This is a genomic window from Spirosoma sp. (assembly GCF_048594605.1).
In the GTDB taxonomy this organism is placed as follows: domain Bacteria; phylum Bacteroidota; class Bacteroidia; order Cytophagales; family Spirosomataceae; genus Spirosoma.
The window spans coordinates 1-15,961 of record NZ_JBMDWV010000257.1 but is presented as its reverse complement, the minus strand read 5'-3'; the positions used below and the strand labels follow the sequence as shown (position 1 = coordinate 15,961).

The window sequence follows — 15,961 nt, the reverse complement described above, 5'->3', positions numbered from 1 at the left end:
AATAGTCAACGTTTGAGATTAAGTTTGTGCTTTCCAAAGGGCAGCCACAAGCTTAATCCCAAACGTTGACTGAATAAGATACGGATTTACACTTACTGCGAAATAATTACTTTCCGCGTAATACGTCGGTTGTCCTGAATCAGACTGATCTGGTAGAAGCCATTACTCAAATGTCGAATAGGTACCCGGAAGGTGTTTTTACCCGATACAGCCTGGTGGTCCTTCACCAGCACCGACTGGCCTGCGCTATTTACAAGCTGCATGGTCACATTTTCATTAGTTTGGGCATAGTAGTTAACCCAGATTTCCTCCTGAGCCGGGTTCGGATATACTTCAACATTTATGTTTAGCTCTTCAGCAATATTGGCAGCAACCCGACCATTTCCTGTACCACTTTTGTAGAAAAATTTCATATCCGCCAGGCCTACTACGTGTTCCTTACGCGACTGGCTGTAGTATACTATTCTCAGCGACTTTGGTTGTTGCCATTTACTTGATGTGCTCAATGTATTAGTAGCAACTGGCGAGAACGCCCCATATTGGAAGGTCACTTTACCGCTTTTCGCGGAGATAGAAAAAGGCTGCAAAGTAGTTGTTGACTTACCCATGTCGTCTTTATTTGCCTGCATCAACACTTTGTCGTTCCCGTACAATCTGGCCGTGGGATAAGGGTCGAAAGTCCTCTTAAGCCGGGCAATGACATTCTCATTTTCATCCAGAACTTCAATGTACCCTTTGTCAGGTGACGTAGCGTGATCCATGTCATCTTTAGGCCATATTATCTTTCCTGTTAATGACCATTCTTGCAGCTCACCCAATGATCCTAAGTCGCGGGAAACAGTCGATGTTAGATTATCTGAACCCGGTTTGAAGGAAATAAACAGATCAGGGTTTGTTTGATCAAGCGTTTGTACGTTAGTAGTGACTTGCCAGTAATCCGAGTAACCGTTGTAATAATCGCTGGCCGGAGATCTACTCCACCCATATACACCGTTTTCGAGCGTACTGTTGTAGCTCAGACCTTCCATTAAATCGACGCTTCCTGACCTGGTCGGCGAATTTGCCGGGAAAAGATTTGAATTAGGTATTTTCTGTTTAGACTGACTGGCACTTGACCAGGAGAGGACTACACCACTGTTATTGTTTGCTTTTGTGTATTCTAAACGAATGGCATACCGTTTTCCAGCCTGAAGACTAATTGCACTGTTGTATGTGCTTAATTTGTTATTGTTCCATTTATTAATCAGCATTTTTTCGTCAACCCACAGACGGACCCCGCCATAAGTATCCAGGTAGAAGGTATAGTTTTCCGTAAAAGCAGGCTGAACGTATCCTTCCCAACGCACCGAAAATTTAGAGGGAGCAGACAACGCCGTACCTGTAGGAGCGTTTGTTTTCCAATCAAAATCGACGTTCGGATCAACTTTTTTCGTCTTGAAGCTTGTATTATTTAAATCTGAGCTATCAAAATAGTCGGCCGTTAATCCCCGTACGCTTGATACGTTGGTTGTGCTGATAGCATAAACCTGTTCCTGGATGGAATTGAGGTTACTGATTTTCCAACGATGCACTCCTCCATGCTGGCTTTCGTCCGCATGATACATATAATAATCGCTGCCAACTTTAACCATGTTCCACACTAGCGAATTACCAGCATAACCAGGGTATGCTTTAGCATCATAAGTATCTGTACCTACCACACCAAACTGACCAACAAAAAGACCATTATCATAATAATGATTGTATTTATTAGTTTGTGTTTGTTTCCAGAACTCACCGTTGTATCCCCAGAAGATGTTACGTTCTAACGTAGTGACAAGGTTTCCGGCGTAAACGACGGTATTCCCAATATCATACGTACCATCCGATGGGAATTCCCCCATATAATTTCTAGTTGTGGCCTTGGATGTGCGCCATAACCACTTGCCATTTTTGAGGCCGCCAAGATGATAACCTGTCCCACGTACGTATCCTGCTGTTTCTTTCCCAACTTCAGTAGCAAATGAAACCAGTATGTTACTTGTAGTATATTGGTTGCAATTCCAGCCGTTCATAGCGTGCCCAACAGGGTCGTCGGTAGTAATGGTAGGAGTCTTTTCTACCACGACAGCCGGTCCGAAAACGGGGTTGTTCTTACTATCAAAACCGGTCAAAGGCCTGCGTTTATATTGAACTGTTTGTCCCACACCACCATTCGTGATACTCCACAAACTCCCGTCGGTGAATAAGCTGAAATTCTCGTTGTTTGGTGAAAAAGTAAGACCAGTATACCGCAAACCTGTTGTAGTATATTCAACAACTTCATATGCAGTGTTCGTATAACGGATTAAATTGTACGTTCTTCCGTTACTAAGTGTTACTATATTTCGTGTTCGGTAATACTGATCATCTTTGGTTCCAATGACGTTCCAGGCCCAATTTCGCTTCAGCTTCCATGAATCGTTATCATTCTGGAGCGGCTTGTTATAATCAACTTCAAATTCAAGATAATTACAGAATACACGGCTGGGATTGCTTCGGTCAACGGCAACCTCATAATTAAAGCCCATATTCATAACTTCTTCAACTACCGTTGTTCTGTTTGCGGCATAATGAATCAACCGTTGGTTGCCCATATCCCCCAACCACATTGAGCCATCCGGAAGAATGGAACCAAACGTATTATCAAAATTGTCCCGACCTTCGCTTACTTTCCAGTTTTTGCCTGTGCGGAACATAAACTTGTCATAGGTAACATCTGGCGAAGTAGAGTATCCACCTGGTTTCCCTACTGTCCATAACAGCTTTCCCGTAGCATTAGAAAAGCCTTTATAAACATGATTAGTCCCGCCATCTCCAACCAGCACTGTACTATTGTCGGGCGATACCTGGATTGACAGAGCGTCGGATAGCCCTGTAAGAGTCAGGATGGGTTTAGACAATGTTCCATCTGCATTTATAGTGTGTTTGGTAACATTTGGACCTTGTATCATCCATAAATTCTCATTACCATCGACGAACAATTTCTTTGGCGTCAGGTATGAAAGCGTTTTTACCAGCGCGCCTGTCGTCTTGTTCAAGACATGAATATTGTTACTGACAGGCCTGGCAACAAATAGGTATTTGCTGGAGGCAGCTATTCCAAGGACAAAGTCATAAGGTACGGGGTCAGTTACACTTGCATATCTTCTTCCGTGACTGGAGGGAAAAGGAGTGCCAGCAGAAAAAACCACTTCCTCACCAGTTGAAATTGAGGTGGCCCATACACAACTGGTATTTGAACCGGTATCATATCCACCCCAGTAAATATTGTTACCATCGTTGCATAATGCATGAGACATTAAGCCTGATCCTTTTATGTCATTTGGATTCGTCCAGATCTCTTCCATGACCCCAGGCGAATTTAAATTAAATTTTCGCTGTGAGGGCTGCCCTTCTGCATATCCCGTTACGAAGTAAGCATAATTGCCAATCACCCGCATGTCGAAGATACGATCCGTCCATCGGTGCTTTTTTTCACCGGTAGTATACGTAGACGAATTTCCTATGGTTCCCTCCCACGTGTAAGAAACATTATTGGATAATACCTTAATATCATAATCGCCATCCAGTACCTGCCGACCTTCATCGTCTAGCCGATCCCAGGTTTCTGTATTCGTACCTGAAGGATACGTTTTTCCACTCCATAATGTTCTTATCAGCGTGCCATCCTTCGCGAATACACCCGCGCTAGTGCGAGCGCTACTCGCCAGATTAAAAGTAAACGAAACTGCTGGGGGAGCTATCTGCTGAGATAAAGCGATGCTCGCACTAAAAATCTTCGCGGTGAGGATAACAAAAAATAGGAGTTGCTTCTGTACACTCATCATAAATTTATAAATGTATATCATATTACAACACTTTATATTTATGAGACAAATATACAACCATAAAAGTATATACTTGTTAAATAAAACTAAAAAAAGTAAACGATTTATTTAATTTTGAAAGAATTTATATATATAATGATATTGTATTTTATAGTTCTTATACCTCTTCATTTCGGTTAGTTGTATATATAATATCACAATAAATATAGTATATACAATAATTTTAAAAGCATAACAGTAAACCGGGGCAAAATAGGGGATAAATTGGAAACTTTACAGATTAACAAAGGAAAAAATGAAACAAATAGAATTTATTAATTATTAGGTCGGTACAATCAGGGTATAAAAAATCAAATCAATAAATTATTACATAAGTCATTGATAGATACGGCATTATCGGGACTGAATTTTCAGTCAACCAGCCAGGCTTAATAGGACGCAAGTTTCGAAAGTTAGGCGACTTTGTAAATTGACGCTTAGCCTATAAGTAAACGTATGCCAAGCTGGACTTAGAAAACGAAATCTTTAAGAGGGCAACAGGGATGCTTGAGCAATAGCAAACTCTGCCGAACGTTGAGTTTAGGCCAGAAGAATAATATTTCAGACCAGCAATACAGTCGTTGGAAGGATTAAATTACAGGCAATACGGAATTGTCAATGGAATAAGAATAGAATTTAGATAAGCACTACAAGATAATGAATAAAACGATTGCGATATGTTTTATATCAAAAAAGTGAAAAATTAAACCAATAAAATACTATTAATTAATTATTTACATTATTAAATAAATATTAATATAAAGTACTGAACATGAGTTAACTACGTATCGATCTACGTAGCAAAATAATACCTGCTTATCTAGTTCTTGTAGTCAAACTTTAAGATGTATCCTTTCTTCTTGTCACCACCTTCACTGGCAATAAACAAATCACCGTTAGGTGCAAAACAAATACCCTCTGGCTGGATAAAAAGCTTTGAATCAAGAGGCTCAGAGTAAATTACTTTTGCCTTTCGACTGGTGATCAGCAGGCGTTTTCCGACCGATGTCAATATGTACCATTCTCCCGTTAGGGGATGAACCGCTATAGCCGACGGCTCGTATGTTTTTGGGTCAACCCCGGCGCTTTCGAGTTGCTCATCATTCAAGCTCATATCCTTAAAAACGGCCTTGTTAAGCAGGTCAAATGAATAAACAGCTTTATCACTCGACCCTTTCCCTTTTTTAACAGCAATCAACAGGCGCTTTGTTTTTGGGTCGTATCCTAGCCCTTCTATTTCTGTTTTCTTGGGCAAATCTGTTTGGGTACGGCCAATACGTTTAGACCCAGGCTCAAACCGGAACAGATTACCATTGCTTTCTATGGCATAAATCTCTCCGTTTACGTATTCGATTCCCTCAAAATCACCGTAACCACCGAAGCCAAAATTCTCGGTAACCTCCTTTTTCTTTATGTCGAATACGTAGGCTACAGCCTCCTCATCCTGAACACAAAGAAGTTTACCGTCCTTGTAATAGGTCAATCCGGATACCTCTTTCAGCTCCTTAGGTAACTTGTAGTTTTCATCAGGATTGCTTAGCTGGTAAGGAAGTTTGAATGGTGCTTCGAGGGTACCAGCTTCCGGTTGCCTATCTGATTTGGAAGACGTACCGCAACCAGTTAAGAGTAACAGAATTGCCAACAGAAAATAATTCATAACGACAGATTATTTGCGGTAAAGGTAACTGTTTCAGCCAGGCGTTCGCTTTGTAGATTAGTTTAATACGATCTTATCAGAGCGAGTTAAAGAAGATTGGTGGAAACAATAACTAAATTGCATATAGCTCCACTTATTTCTCTAAGACTTACTATATTCTACTACTTAGCGCGACAAGCGAACATTCACCATGAATAAAAATACCAGCAGACGCGAATTTGTAACTACCATGGCCAAAACTGCCGGAATGTCGGTGCTATTGCCCCAGATTAGCCAGGCAGAACAGTTCTTCCCTAATCAGCAAACGTTTACGGTGCAGCAGGTGATGGATCTCATTCTGAAAACCAGACCGGGTGCGCCTTTCCCCAAGACGGTCGATACGTTGAAATCAGGTAGTCCGTCGCAGAACGTAACGGGCATTGTTTCTTCGATGTTCGCCACAACGGAAGTCATCGAAAAAGCGGCTGCCGCTGGTGCCAATTTTATTATCGTTCATGAACCAACGTTTTATAATCACGCCGACGAAACGGACTGGCTGAAAAACGATCCGGTTTTTCAACGGAAACATGAGTTATTAACGAAGCATGGGATTGCGGTCTGGCGCTTTCATGACTACTGGCATTCGCATCGACCCGATGGCATCTATGCTGGCATACTTCAGGCACTAAACTGGTCGAACTATGCCGAAGCGGATAACCCACGACTACTTACACTCCCGGCGCCTGTTCCACTCAGCCAGCTTATTACGCACGCCAAAGACAAACTAGGAATTAAACAGGTACGTGTTGTTGGCGATACGTCGCAAACATGCAAACGGGTGTTGCTGATGGTTGGCGCATCGGGCGGAAAGAGCCATATCACGGCTATTGAAAAAACAAAGCCCGACGTGATTTTGTGTGGCGAAGCCAGTGAGTGGGAGACTCCGGAATACGTTCGGGATGCACGTCAACAAGGTCAAAAACTATCGCTGGTGGTTCTGGGACATATCATGAGCGAAGCCGCTGGTATGGAGTGGCTAGTGTCGTGGCTACAACCTAAAGTAGCTGGCATTAAAGTCTCTTACATTCCATCCGGCAACCCCTTTACGTATGTATAAATACCAGCGGTACTACGTTCAGGAACGTAGCACCGCTGGTACAATTAGTTGGTTAATAAACGAGTAATTCGGGCAACTACGGGGCAATGCTACGTTAGGCTTGCAGCGCGAATACAGGCTTACGCGTTTTCCACTTACCTTTTGTAAAATCCGGTATTTCAACCGACGCCGACTTTTTGGCAACAGACTGTTCTGACAAGGGACTGATGGCCGACCAGGCCGCAGCATCGTAAACATCGATCGGTGGCGCTGTCCGGTTCTGTACCGAGCGGATAAAGTCGCGAATGACAAAGTAATCCATTCCTCCATGCCCGGCTCCTTCGGCATCTTTGCCCGACTGTTGCCAGAAAACGTGGTCGTACTTTTTCATGTACTCCTCGTCGGATTCCCAGGTGTGCGGTTTAGGACTTTGTTTTTCGATATAAATCTGGTTGCCATCGTCCATCCATAAGCCATTGGCCCCCTGCACCCGGAACCCCAGCGAATACGGTCTTGGCAAGTTGGTATCGTGCGTGATCAGAATTGTTTCGCCATTGGCGCACTTGATCATGGTCTGTACAACGTCGCCCAGTTTGAAATTCACCTTCGCGTTTGGGTGATTGGGTCCGCCGTTATCGACAATATATTTATGAAGCCCAATGCCTTTCGACGCCATTGAGGTCAGGTACAGGAACTGATTACCCCGGTTAATGTTGATCATTTCCGCAACCGGGCCTAATCCGTGCGTAGGGTACAGATCTCCGTTTCGATTGATGGAGTGCTGCGTACGCCACCGGGCTTCACTGAAGGCCTTTTCACCAAATTCAACACCCGTACCACGCCCTTGCCCATTATTGAATTTAATATTACGCAGATCGTGCTCGTAACCGCATTCAAGGTGCGTCAATTCGCCAAATAAACCCTGACGAACCATATTCAATACGGCCATTACGTCGCGCCGATAGCAAACATTTTCCAGAATCATGCAATGCGATCCGGTTTGTTCGAACGTATTGACCAGATCCCACGATTCCTGCAACGTAACAGTAGCCGATACTTCAACTCCCGCATATTTGCCTGCTTTCATACTCGCTACCGCCATCGGTACGTGCCATTCCCAAGGCGTAGCAATTACGATACCGTCGATGTCGTCGCGTTTGACCATGTTTTCGTAATCGCGCTCATTTTTGCCGTACACAACGGCTTCTTTCCGACCCGCTTTTTTAATCAGCGCCTGAGTAGCTTCAATAGCTTTCGGGTCTATATCGCAGATGGCAACAATCTCTGCTTCAGGGAAAAGCAACGTATTTTTGACGTGTTCACGCCCACGTAGCCCTACCCCGATAAAAGCCATACGCGCTTTTTTAGCTTGCTGGCCAAAGCTATACTCGGGCAGTAAGGCCGACGCGGTTAAGGCGACAGCACTGCTTTTAAGAAAATTCCGGCGGTCTAGGAGAGAATTCATGTGTCTGATTGATTAATTCGAGAAAGTTCTGTCCGTAAAATGTGTACGATCAATCAATTTCCCGACCTTATAAAAATTTATCTCAAGCTATAAATAAATCATTGAATTAGTCCACTATCAACGGATTCCAACCGAGTTGCTTTCGTGCCGTCAGCAATAGCGATCAGGTACGCTTTGGCACCCTGCTTTTCGATGGCTTCCACAACAGCTTCCGGGTTGTTAGGAGCATAAGCGAACATACAGCCTCCCCCACCCGATCCATTGATTTTTCCACCCAATGCACCGGCAGTCATCGCAGCGTCCAGCATCCTGTCAATTTTAAGCGTCGAAATCCGCTTGGCATCGCGCAGGTTGTCCTGATGACGATTTAACAAATCGCCCAATAATTGATCATCAACAGCGCCCGATGTAAATAGTCTTTTGGCTTCCCGGAGAATATCTCGATCGGAAAGATTGCTACGTAACAGATTGAGTTCGTCGGACGATAATTGAGTGCGATACTCATTTGCCTGCTCTAGTGGCGTGGTGTGCAAATCAAACGTCGGGTCGTAAGTTTTTACTTTAGCGACGGCATCAAGCATGCCGAATTTGACGTGTTTAAGAATTCCCAGCGTATCCTTAGGCTGGCCCGAATCGCCCAGTACAAACGAGCCAAGCTGTGGTGTCAATCGCTCTAGACGAATGACGGGTTCAGACTCCAGATAAATCACATTTCCTACTGCTGTTGAATAATGATCCATCATACCACCCGGCTCACCAAACTCCAGAACTTCGGCCCGGTGTGCCAGCCGCGCAATGTCTTCCTGGCTTCGCATCAACGGCGTATCAGCCATCTGCAGCAGAAAATGAATCCACGTAACAATCAATGCCGATGAACTCGATGCGCCCGCGTTGATGGGAATATTACCATGAATATTTACGTCGAAGCCTGTGCTGAACTGAGCGTTTTCGTCCCGACGCAGAATAGTAATTGCACTTTTAAAGTAATCGCGGGTTCGCCCGTACAAAAGTGTTGGCGTTAGCTCAAATGTTTCTGTAGCGCCAATATCAGGCATATGAATTACTACCTGATTATCGGTCCGACGATGCCCGGCAATCTGAATTCGCTTTGAGATGGCGGCTGCAATAACGGGCAGACCCAGGTAATCCTGATGTTCACCGAACAAACAGATTCGGCCAGGGGTAGAAACAAGTAATTGGTCAGCCATTTTGCTGGATTGATACGTATCGTTTGGTTAAGACAGCTGTACGTAGAACAAATATTAAGGATATTCGCCCGTATTCAAAACACAGTTCAGCCTACGGGATCGCTAAATTATGCTCAATTGATGCGCAAACGTTTGAGCAGGGCAATGCAAACGTTTGCACATTTTGAGTACTTCCGCACGATTCTCTACTATGCTTCGGTGAAAAAACAAAAGCCTGGATACGTATCCAGGCTCTGTAACCTAACCCTTACTTCTTAAACCTATTATGTCCAGCTATTTACTGCTTTCAATCTGAATTAGTCACAGCTCTATTTTCTCTCCCATTCGCTCTGCAAGCTGTGGTTATTCTGCGTTCGATGAGCCAAAATTGGCTTATCTATCTGTTGTTTAAAAAACGAAAATGCACCAATGGTATAAAATGCAGACTAAAGCGTAGAAACCACGTAATGAATCGTTGGGGTGCGTCAGCACGGATTTCCGAAAACGTCGAAATTTAGTTTAACCGCGAAATAATTACGAACGACAACATAGTCCTTTAAGCTCCATTGCACGTACTATAGGCGAACTGCCCAAACGACGTAGTGTGATGGCAAAGCATCGCAGCAACTACCTAATCGATCAGTTGATCAGCAATAAACTATCTCGATCAGAGCTTGACGAGTTTTTGGCGGGCCTGCATAATGAAGAAGCGATGCAGGCTTATTCAGAGGCTTTGGAAACGCATTTCAAGACCCTTCTGGGTCAGCAGGAAAATCTACCCGAATCAGCCCAAAACGGCACATAATTTCCAGACGTATCGAATTACGCAAAAGTAAATCCCCCTCTCATCCATAAATCAAAAATCTCACAATTAGCCACGCATGAATACTATATCTACCTATTACTGGATGCTGAAGCATACGCTGGCGGTCACCTTGCTGGTGGGGCTATGCGCTGTGCACACATTGGCCAAGGGTCCTACAAATGGGAAGCCTGCGAAAACGATTACCGGTACGGTTACACTGGCGACTAACGGTCAACCCATTGCAGGGGCCAACGTACTGATAAAAGGCACACAAAACGGGACCATCACCGACCGCCGGGGCGCCTATTCGATTACGGTCAATGCCAACGATGCCGTACTGGTCTTCTCGTTTATTGGGCATAAAACCCAGGAGATTTCGGTTGGGAATCAGACGGTGATCAACGTTGCGCTGATGGAAAACAACGAAGTGCTGGGCGAAGTGGTTGTTACGGCGCTGGGCATCAAACGCGAAGCGCGTTCGCTGGGGTATGCCGTTGGCGAAGTGCAGGGCAAAGACCTGAGCCGCGTAGCGCAGGAGAACGTACTCAATTCGCTGGCTGGTCGGGTACCGGGCGTTCAGATTAGCTCAACCGGCCCAACGGGTTCGTCGGTAAGCATGATTATCCGGGGTGCGAAATCGCTCAATACAGATAATCAGCCGCTGTTTGTGGTGGATGGCGTTCCGGTCAATAACACGCTTAACAACGTTAGCCAGATTGGTAACGACAACCGCGTCGATTACGGAAACGCCATCTCAGACATTAACCCCGAAGACGTAGAGAATGTATCGATTCTGAAAGGCCCCAGCGCGGCTGCTCTATATGGTTCGCGGGCGGGCAACGGCGTAGTGCTGATTACAACTAAAAGTGGCTCCAGAGCGCAGAAAATGACGGTTTCCATTACGTCGAATACCGTCTTCGATCAGCCGTTCAAATACCTGAAGATGACGAAAAACTTTGCAACGGGTGTCCTGCCCTTTACGCCCGATGCCAACCCGTATCCCGGCGGCATTCTACAAATCGACGAAGGCTCGGCGGGCGGTATTGGTCCTGAACTGGATAGAGGCTACAACGCTATTCAGTGGAACAGCCCAACCGATGCCAACGGCAATAAAGTACCGCTGCCACTGGTTTCGCATCCCAACAACGTAGCGAATTTCTTTCGCACGGGCGTTACGAGTACCAATGGCGTTTCCATTTCGAACAATTCGGAGAAAGTAACGTATCGGCTTTCGTATTCGAACATGAGCAGCCGGGGCATTGTCCCGAATTCGGATCTGTTCAAAAACACGCTGGGGCTGAATACGATGGTACGTGTCAGTAACAAACTGAATTTGAGCACCAATCTGGATTTTAGCCGGAGCAACTCCAACAATCGCCCTGCTGGCGAACGCGGCACTAACCCCATGCAGTGGGCGTATGCCGTTGGCTCTCATATCGACATCAACGACCTACGCAATTACTGGGTACCAGGACAGGAAGGCATTCAGCAACTCTCGCAGAGCCGGGGCAACTATAATAACCCCTGGTTCCTGGCTTATGAAGTAAATAACAGCTTCGTGCGCGACCGGGTGTTTGGCAATCTGAAAGCCGAGTGGCAACTCACACCCGACATCAAACTGATGGGCCGCTACTCGCTCGATACGTATCAGGAACAGCGGGAAACCAAAATTGCCAAAAGCTACACGGGCGAACCCAACGGCTCTTACGGGCTGATTAACCTGAAACGCTACGAACGTAACATCGACTTCCTCGCTACGTATACCAAACGATTCAATGCGCTGAGTCTGGTGGTGTCGGCGGGGGGCAACGACCGGTATTCGCAATCGTCTGACGTCAGCACAAGCAGCCGCAACGGAGCCGGACTGATTATTCCGGGACTGTACACAATCCAGAATATTGCGCCAAACAACCTTGTTTACAACAATTACCTGTATAAGAAGGGAATTTACAGCGTGTACGGAACGGCCAATCTGGGTTTCAAAGACATGATCTATCTGGACCTGACGGCTCGCAACGACTGGTCCAGTACGTTACCTGTCAACAATCGCTCATATTTCTACCCGTCGGCGTCGTTGAGCCTGTTGCTGAACGAAATGTTCCACATGCCCACTACGTTCGACATGTTCAAACTTCGGGCGGGCGTAGCGCAGGTAGGTAACGACGCCAATCCGTACAGTCTTTACCCAACGCTGGGCGATGCCGGGGCCTGGAATGGCGTAACGCGCCTGGCAAAATCGGGAAGCATTTTACTGCCTGATCTGAAACCAGAAATCGCTACGTCGTACGAGTTCGGAACCGATCTGACCATGTTCCGCAACCGGCTCCGGTTTTCGGGAACGTACTACGTATCGGAAAACCGCAACCAGATTCTACCGTCGCAAATTGCTTCATCGTCGGGCTTTACAACCAAAAATATCAACGCGGGGCTGCTCGAAAGCCGGGGTGTTGAACTCTCGCTGGGCGGTACGCTCTTCGATAAAGGCGGGCTGCGCTGGGATCTGACAACCAATTTCACCCGCAACGTAACACGGATTAAAGAGCTGGCCCCCGGCATTCCGTTCTATACACTCTGGACCGATGCGAAAGGCGGTGCCTGGACGTACGTTGGTGATAAAGTTGGCGACATTTACGATGCCGAAATCATAACCGTTACCGACCAGAATTCGCCTTACTACGGCTACCCGATTCTGAACAACGACGGCTCGTGGCAGGCACGTAGCGCCAGTACGGTAAAGAATAAAATCGGCAACTTCAACCCGGATTTCAACCTGGGCGCGCAAAGTACCCTTTCGTATAAAGGATTTACGCTGAATTTCTCGCTCGACTGGCGTTCGGGTGGGCAGTTTGTTTCGCAGACGTATCGATACGCTGAATCTGATTTGCGGTCACAGCGGTTTCTGGATAACCTGATCAATCCGGGTGGACGGAGTGGCGATGCGTTGAGGAACTGGCTGGTCGACAATGCGGATGAGTACATTAAAATTCACGGCAACTATTTCCCGATTGTGGGCGGTCCGACGGCTGAGTACGGTGGTTATCCGTTTGAGTTTGGTGGAAAAACCTATCCGTATGGCGTGTTCAATCCAGGCGTCATTGCGCAATATGACGACAAAGGCAACATTACGGGCTACACCGAAAATCTGGGTGGAGCCGACACAAAAATTATTCCGTACGGCGACAATTATCCCTGGGATTTTACCCGTGCTGCTACGTTCGACGCTGATTTCGTAAAACTGCGTGAGGTGTCGCTGGGGTACGATTTGCCCGCCCGTTTCGTAAAATCGATTGGTTTACAGAACGCTACGGTTTCGGTGTATAGCCGCAACATCATTCTGTGGACGGCTGCCAAAATCAACGTCGATCCTGAAATGGCTTTTCAGCCACAGGCAGGCGCTCAGGCTGGTACGCAGTTTAAGCAGGGCATCGAGCGATATAACGTAACGCCCTGGGTTATTCCAGTTGGTTTCAAATTGGGTCTCACGTTTTAAAATAAAGCAAAGGGCATAGGGCGTTGAGCATAGGGTAAAAGTCGCACATGAATTACCCCCTGCCCTTACCCCTCCGCTCTCTGTCAATACAAAAAATATTCAGCCATGAAAATTCTATTCAAAAAGAATACAGTCGTTCTGGGTTTGTTCCTGTCTTGTCTGTTTTCCTGCAAAGATCTGACCAATCTGAACGTGAATCCCAATGGTGTGCAGCCCGAAACGGTAAATCCGAACCTGGTTATGCCCACTGTATTGTCTGAAACGGCCAAATTATATACCAACCTGGGCTTTCAGGACATAGCGGGCGTAGTGCAGCATACGCAGAAAGATGCCTGGTTCAGCGGCCACAACGACTACGACTGGGGTGGAGACCAAAGCTGGACGGATTATTACAATCAGCTACGGAACAACGACCTGGTTTATCAGCGTGCGGTTGCCCTGAATATGGAGTTTCAACAGGGCGTAGCGCTGGTCATGAAGTCGATGCTGTTTGGGTTGATTACCGACCTATGGGGCGACGCACCCTACAGCAGCGCGCTTCAGGGTGAAAAAGGTAGTGTTGATGACATTGCTCCTAAATACGACAGTCAGGAAGTGATTTACGCTGGTATTCTGGCCGATCTGGAAAAAGCCGCTACGTTACTCTCGAAGCCCAAAGCGGCTTATGGGACCAATATTGTCGATGCGGCTGATTTATACTACGCGGGCGACCCTACCAAATGGCGCCGGTTGGCCAATTCGCTGCAACTCCGGTATCTGATGCGGATTTCAGCCAAACAGCCCGCCATTGCGAAGGCCGGTATTGAGAAAATCGTTGCCAATCCGACGCAGTATCCCATCATCGACGATGCGGCTCTCGATGCGACAATGGCGTATGTAGGCAACAACTCGGGCGATGCCTGGCCATCGAATACCGTTTTCGACATTAGTGGGAGCAATTATCGTCGGATTAAAATGAGTACTACGTTGGTAAAGCCGATGCAGGCCACGAACGACCCACGGCTGGCAATCTGGGCCAAAAAAGTAGAGATTCCATTGAAAGTAGATGCTACGTTGCCTGCGGGAACCGATAAAATTGTGAGTGGTGTTCGATACCTTTCGCCCGATAAAGTGGGCACTACGCCTATCGATACTGATCCAAACTACGTTGGCTTGCCGCCGAGCATATCGCAGTTGCCTTCGGCTTACAATTTTAATCCAACGCCCGGTCAGACATCGGTAAACCCGCACGTATCATACCTGAACGAAATTTATACGCAGGCGAAAGGGCCGTTACTCAAATCTCGTCTGGTATCGGCAGCTGAAGTCAACTTTATTCTGGCCGAAGCGGCTCAGAAAGGCTGGGCTGCCGGTGACGCCAAAACCCGCTACGAAGCGGGCGTAAAAGCGTCGTTAACCGCCTGGGGATTAGCCAGTAGTTATGCTACGTTCATCGCGCAGAAAGGCGTTGCGTACGATGGTACGCTGGCGCAGTTGATGGGCCAGAAATGGATTGCCAGCTGGACCAGCGCCACCGAAGCGTGGTTCGATTATCGTCGGACGGGATTACCTGCGCTACAAGCGGGCCCTGTTGCCAAACGTAAAGCGTTACCCCTACGATTCTATTACATGCGCGACGAATTGAATCTGAACAAAACCAATTCGGGGACTGCCATCGAGAAACTGGAAACGACAGCTAATTCACAAGCCGACGGCAAAAACAGTGCCTGGTCGAAACAATGGCTGGTTCAGGGAACGGGGAAACCCTGGTAGATAATTTACCAGCCAAGGCTATTTTTTGTCATTCCGACGACAGGAGGAATCTCAACTCTCCAGTAGGGAAGCTTGAGATTCCTCCTGTCGTCGGAATGACAAAACACTTCGAATTCTAGCTTTTGTACGGTATTGTATGAGAAATCTCCTTGCTCTGCTCGTTTTTTTATGGTCGATCATTCCGGCTTCAGGCCAGCCATTCAAAGCCGGTGCAGCCGTTCGCGTTATTACGCCCGATCCGTTATTGTCGGTTTCTGGCGGGATTGGTACGCCCAAAAAAGCAACTGAAAAGAAAGGGGATCTGTACGTCAGGGCTTGCGTTTTTGAGAAAGGAAACACGCGGGTGGCCATTGTCAGCGTCGATAATCTGGGCTGGCCGTCAGTGCTCGGAAATAAGTCGAGGGCGTTGATTAAAAGTATTCCACCGCAAAACATTCTGATCGGCGCTACACATACGCATAGCGGACCGGACGCCTACGGTTTTCCGAATGAAAACGGTGAAGCGTTTGCCGATCTGGTGTATTTGGACAGGTGCGTAAACGCTATTGCCGACGCGGTCAATGAAGCGGTGAAAAAACTGGAACCTGCTACGTTAAAAATCGCCGTTGGTGCCGCCAAAGGCCAGATCGCCTATAATTACTAC

8 protein-coding genes and 1 pseudogene are annotated in these 15,961 nt (G+C 46.6%); 5 read left to right on the top strand and 4 right to left on the bottom strand.

Going from position 1 to position 15,961, the window contains the following annotated elements; translation table 11 throughout:
- Window positions 1-92 precede the first annotated feature (92 nt).
- Window positions 93-3,848 (bottom strand): PA14 domain-containing protein, encoded by a 3,756-nt coding sequence (locus tag ACOJS8_RS15920; RefSeq protein WP_420149532.1) that lies wholly within the window; start codon window positions 3,846-3,848, stop codon window positions 93-95.
- Between the two features lie 859 nt (window positions 3,849-4,707).
- On the bottom strand, window positions 4,708-5,544 hold the full coding sequence (locus tag ACOJS8_RS15915; protein WP_420149531.1) for an SdiA-regulated domain-containing protein: 837 nt from the start codon (window positions 5,542-5,544) through the stop codon (window positions 4,708-4,710).
- Window positions 5,545-5,773: 229 nt separating this feature from the next.
- On the opposite strand from ACOJS8_RS15915, the gene ACOJS8_RS15910 reads away from it, so the two are divergent.
- Entirely contained in the window at window positions 5,774-6,640 is an 867-nt protein-coding gene (locus ACOJS8_RS15910) for a Nif3-like dinuclear metal center hexameric protein (RefSeq protein ID WP_420149530.1), read from the top strand.
- A 94-nt stretch (window positions 6,641-6,734) separates the two neighbouring features.
- On the opposite strand, the gene ACOJS8_RS15905 is transcribed toward ACOJS8_RS15910, so the two are convergent.
- Together ACOJS8_RS15905 and ACOJS8_RS15900 are read right to left on the bottom strand one after the other, a co-directional pair.
- The gene (locus ACOJS8_RS15905) at window positions 6,735-8,084 is read right to left on the bottom strand and encodes a Gfo/Idh/MocA family protein (protein ID WP_420149529.1); all 1,350 of its coding nucleotides are present in this window, start codon (window positions 8,082-8,084) and stop codon (window positions 6,735-6,737) included.
- A 98-nt stretch (window positions 8,085-8,182) separates the two neighbouring features.
- Window positions 8,183-9,292 (bottom strand): galactokinase family protein, encoded by a 1,110-nt coding sequence (locus ACOJS8_RS15900; protein WP_420149528.1) that lies wholly within the window; start codon window positions 9,290-9,292, stop codon window positions 8,183-8,185.
- A 586-nt stretch (window positions 9,293-9,878) separates the two neighbouring features.
- On the opposite strand from ACOJS8_RS15900, the gene ACOJS8_RS15895 reads away from it, so the two are divergent.
- The 4 genes and pseudogenes from ACOJS8_RS15895 to ACOJS8_RS15880 all read left to right on the top strand — a co-directional run.
- Window positions 9,879-10,076: a hypothetical protein gene (locus ACOJS8_RS15895; RefSeq protein WP_420149527.1), complete on the top strand. Its 198-nt coding sequence runs from the start codon at window positions 9,879-9,881 to the stop codon at window positions 10,074-10,076.
- 76 nt (window positions 10,077-10,152) lie between these two features.
- Window positions 10,153-13,566: a SusC/RagA family TonB-linked outer membrane protein gene (locus tag ACOJS8_RS15890; RefSeq protein ID WP_420149526.1), complete on the top strand. Its 3,414-nt coding sequence runs from the start codon at window positions 10,153-10,155 to the stop codon at window positions 13,564-13,566.
- Window positions 13,567-13,671: 105 nt separating this feature from the next.
- Window positions 13,672-15,318, top strand: a complete 1,647-nt coding sequence (locus ACOJS8_RS15885) for a SusD/RagB family nutrient-binding outer membrane lipoprotein (protein WP_420149525.1) — start codon at window positions 13,672-13,674, stop codon at window positions 15,316-15,318.
- 136 nt (window positions 15,319-15,454) lie between these two features.
- Window positions 15,455-15,961, top strand: a pseudogene (locus ACOJS8_RS15880) (hypothetical protein); the annotation flags it as partial.

Coding starts and splice junctions, on each gene's coding strand:
- ACOJS8_RS15900 (WP_420149528.1), bottom strand. CDS start 9,292: ATGGCTGACCAATTACTTGTTTCTACCCCTGGCCGAATCTGTTTGTTC.
- ACOJS8_RS15905 (WP_420149529.1), bottom strand. CDS start 8,084: ATGAATTCTCTCCTAGACCGCCGGAATTTTCTTAAAAGCAGTGCTGTC.
- ACOJS8_RS15895 (WP_420149527.1), top strand. CDS start 9,879: ATGGCAAAGCATCGCAGCAACTACCTAATCGATCAGTTGATCAGCAAT.
- ACOJS8_RS15885 (WP_420149525.1), top strand. CDS start 13,672: ATGAAAATTCTATTCAAAAAGAATACAGTCGTTCTGGGTTTGTTCCTG.
- ACOJS8_RS15915 (WP_420149531.1), bottom strand. CDS start 5,544: ATGAATTATTTTCTGTTGGCAATTCTGTTACTCTTAACTGGTTGCGGT.
- ACOJS8_RS15920 (WP_420149532.1), bottom strand. CDS start 3,848: ATGATGAGTGTACAGAAGCAACTCCTATTTTTTGTTATCCTCACCGCG.
- ACOJS8_RS15910 (WP_420149530.1), top strand. CDS start 5,774: ATGGCCAAAACTGCCGGAATGTCGGTGCTATTGCCCCAGATTAGCCAG.
- ACOJS8_RS15890 (WP_420149526.1), top strand. CDS start 10,153: ATGAATACTATATCTACCTATTACTGGATGCTGAAGCATACGCTGGCG.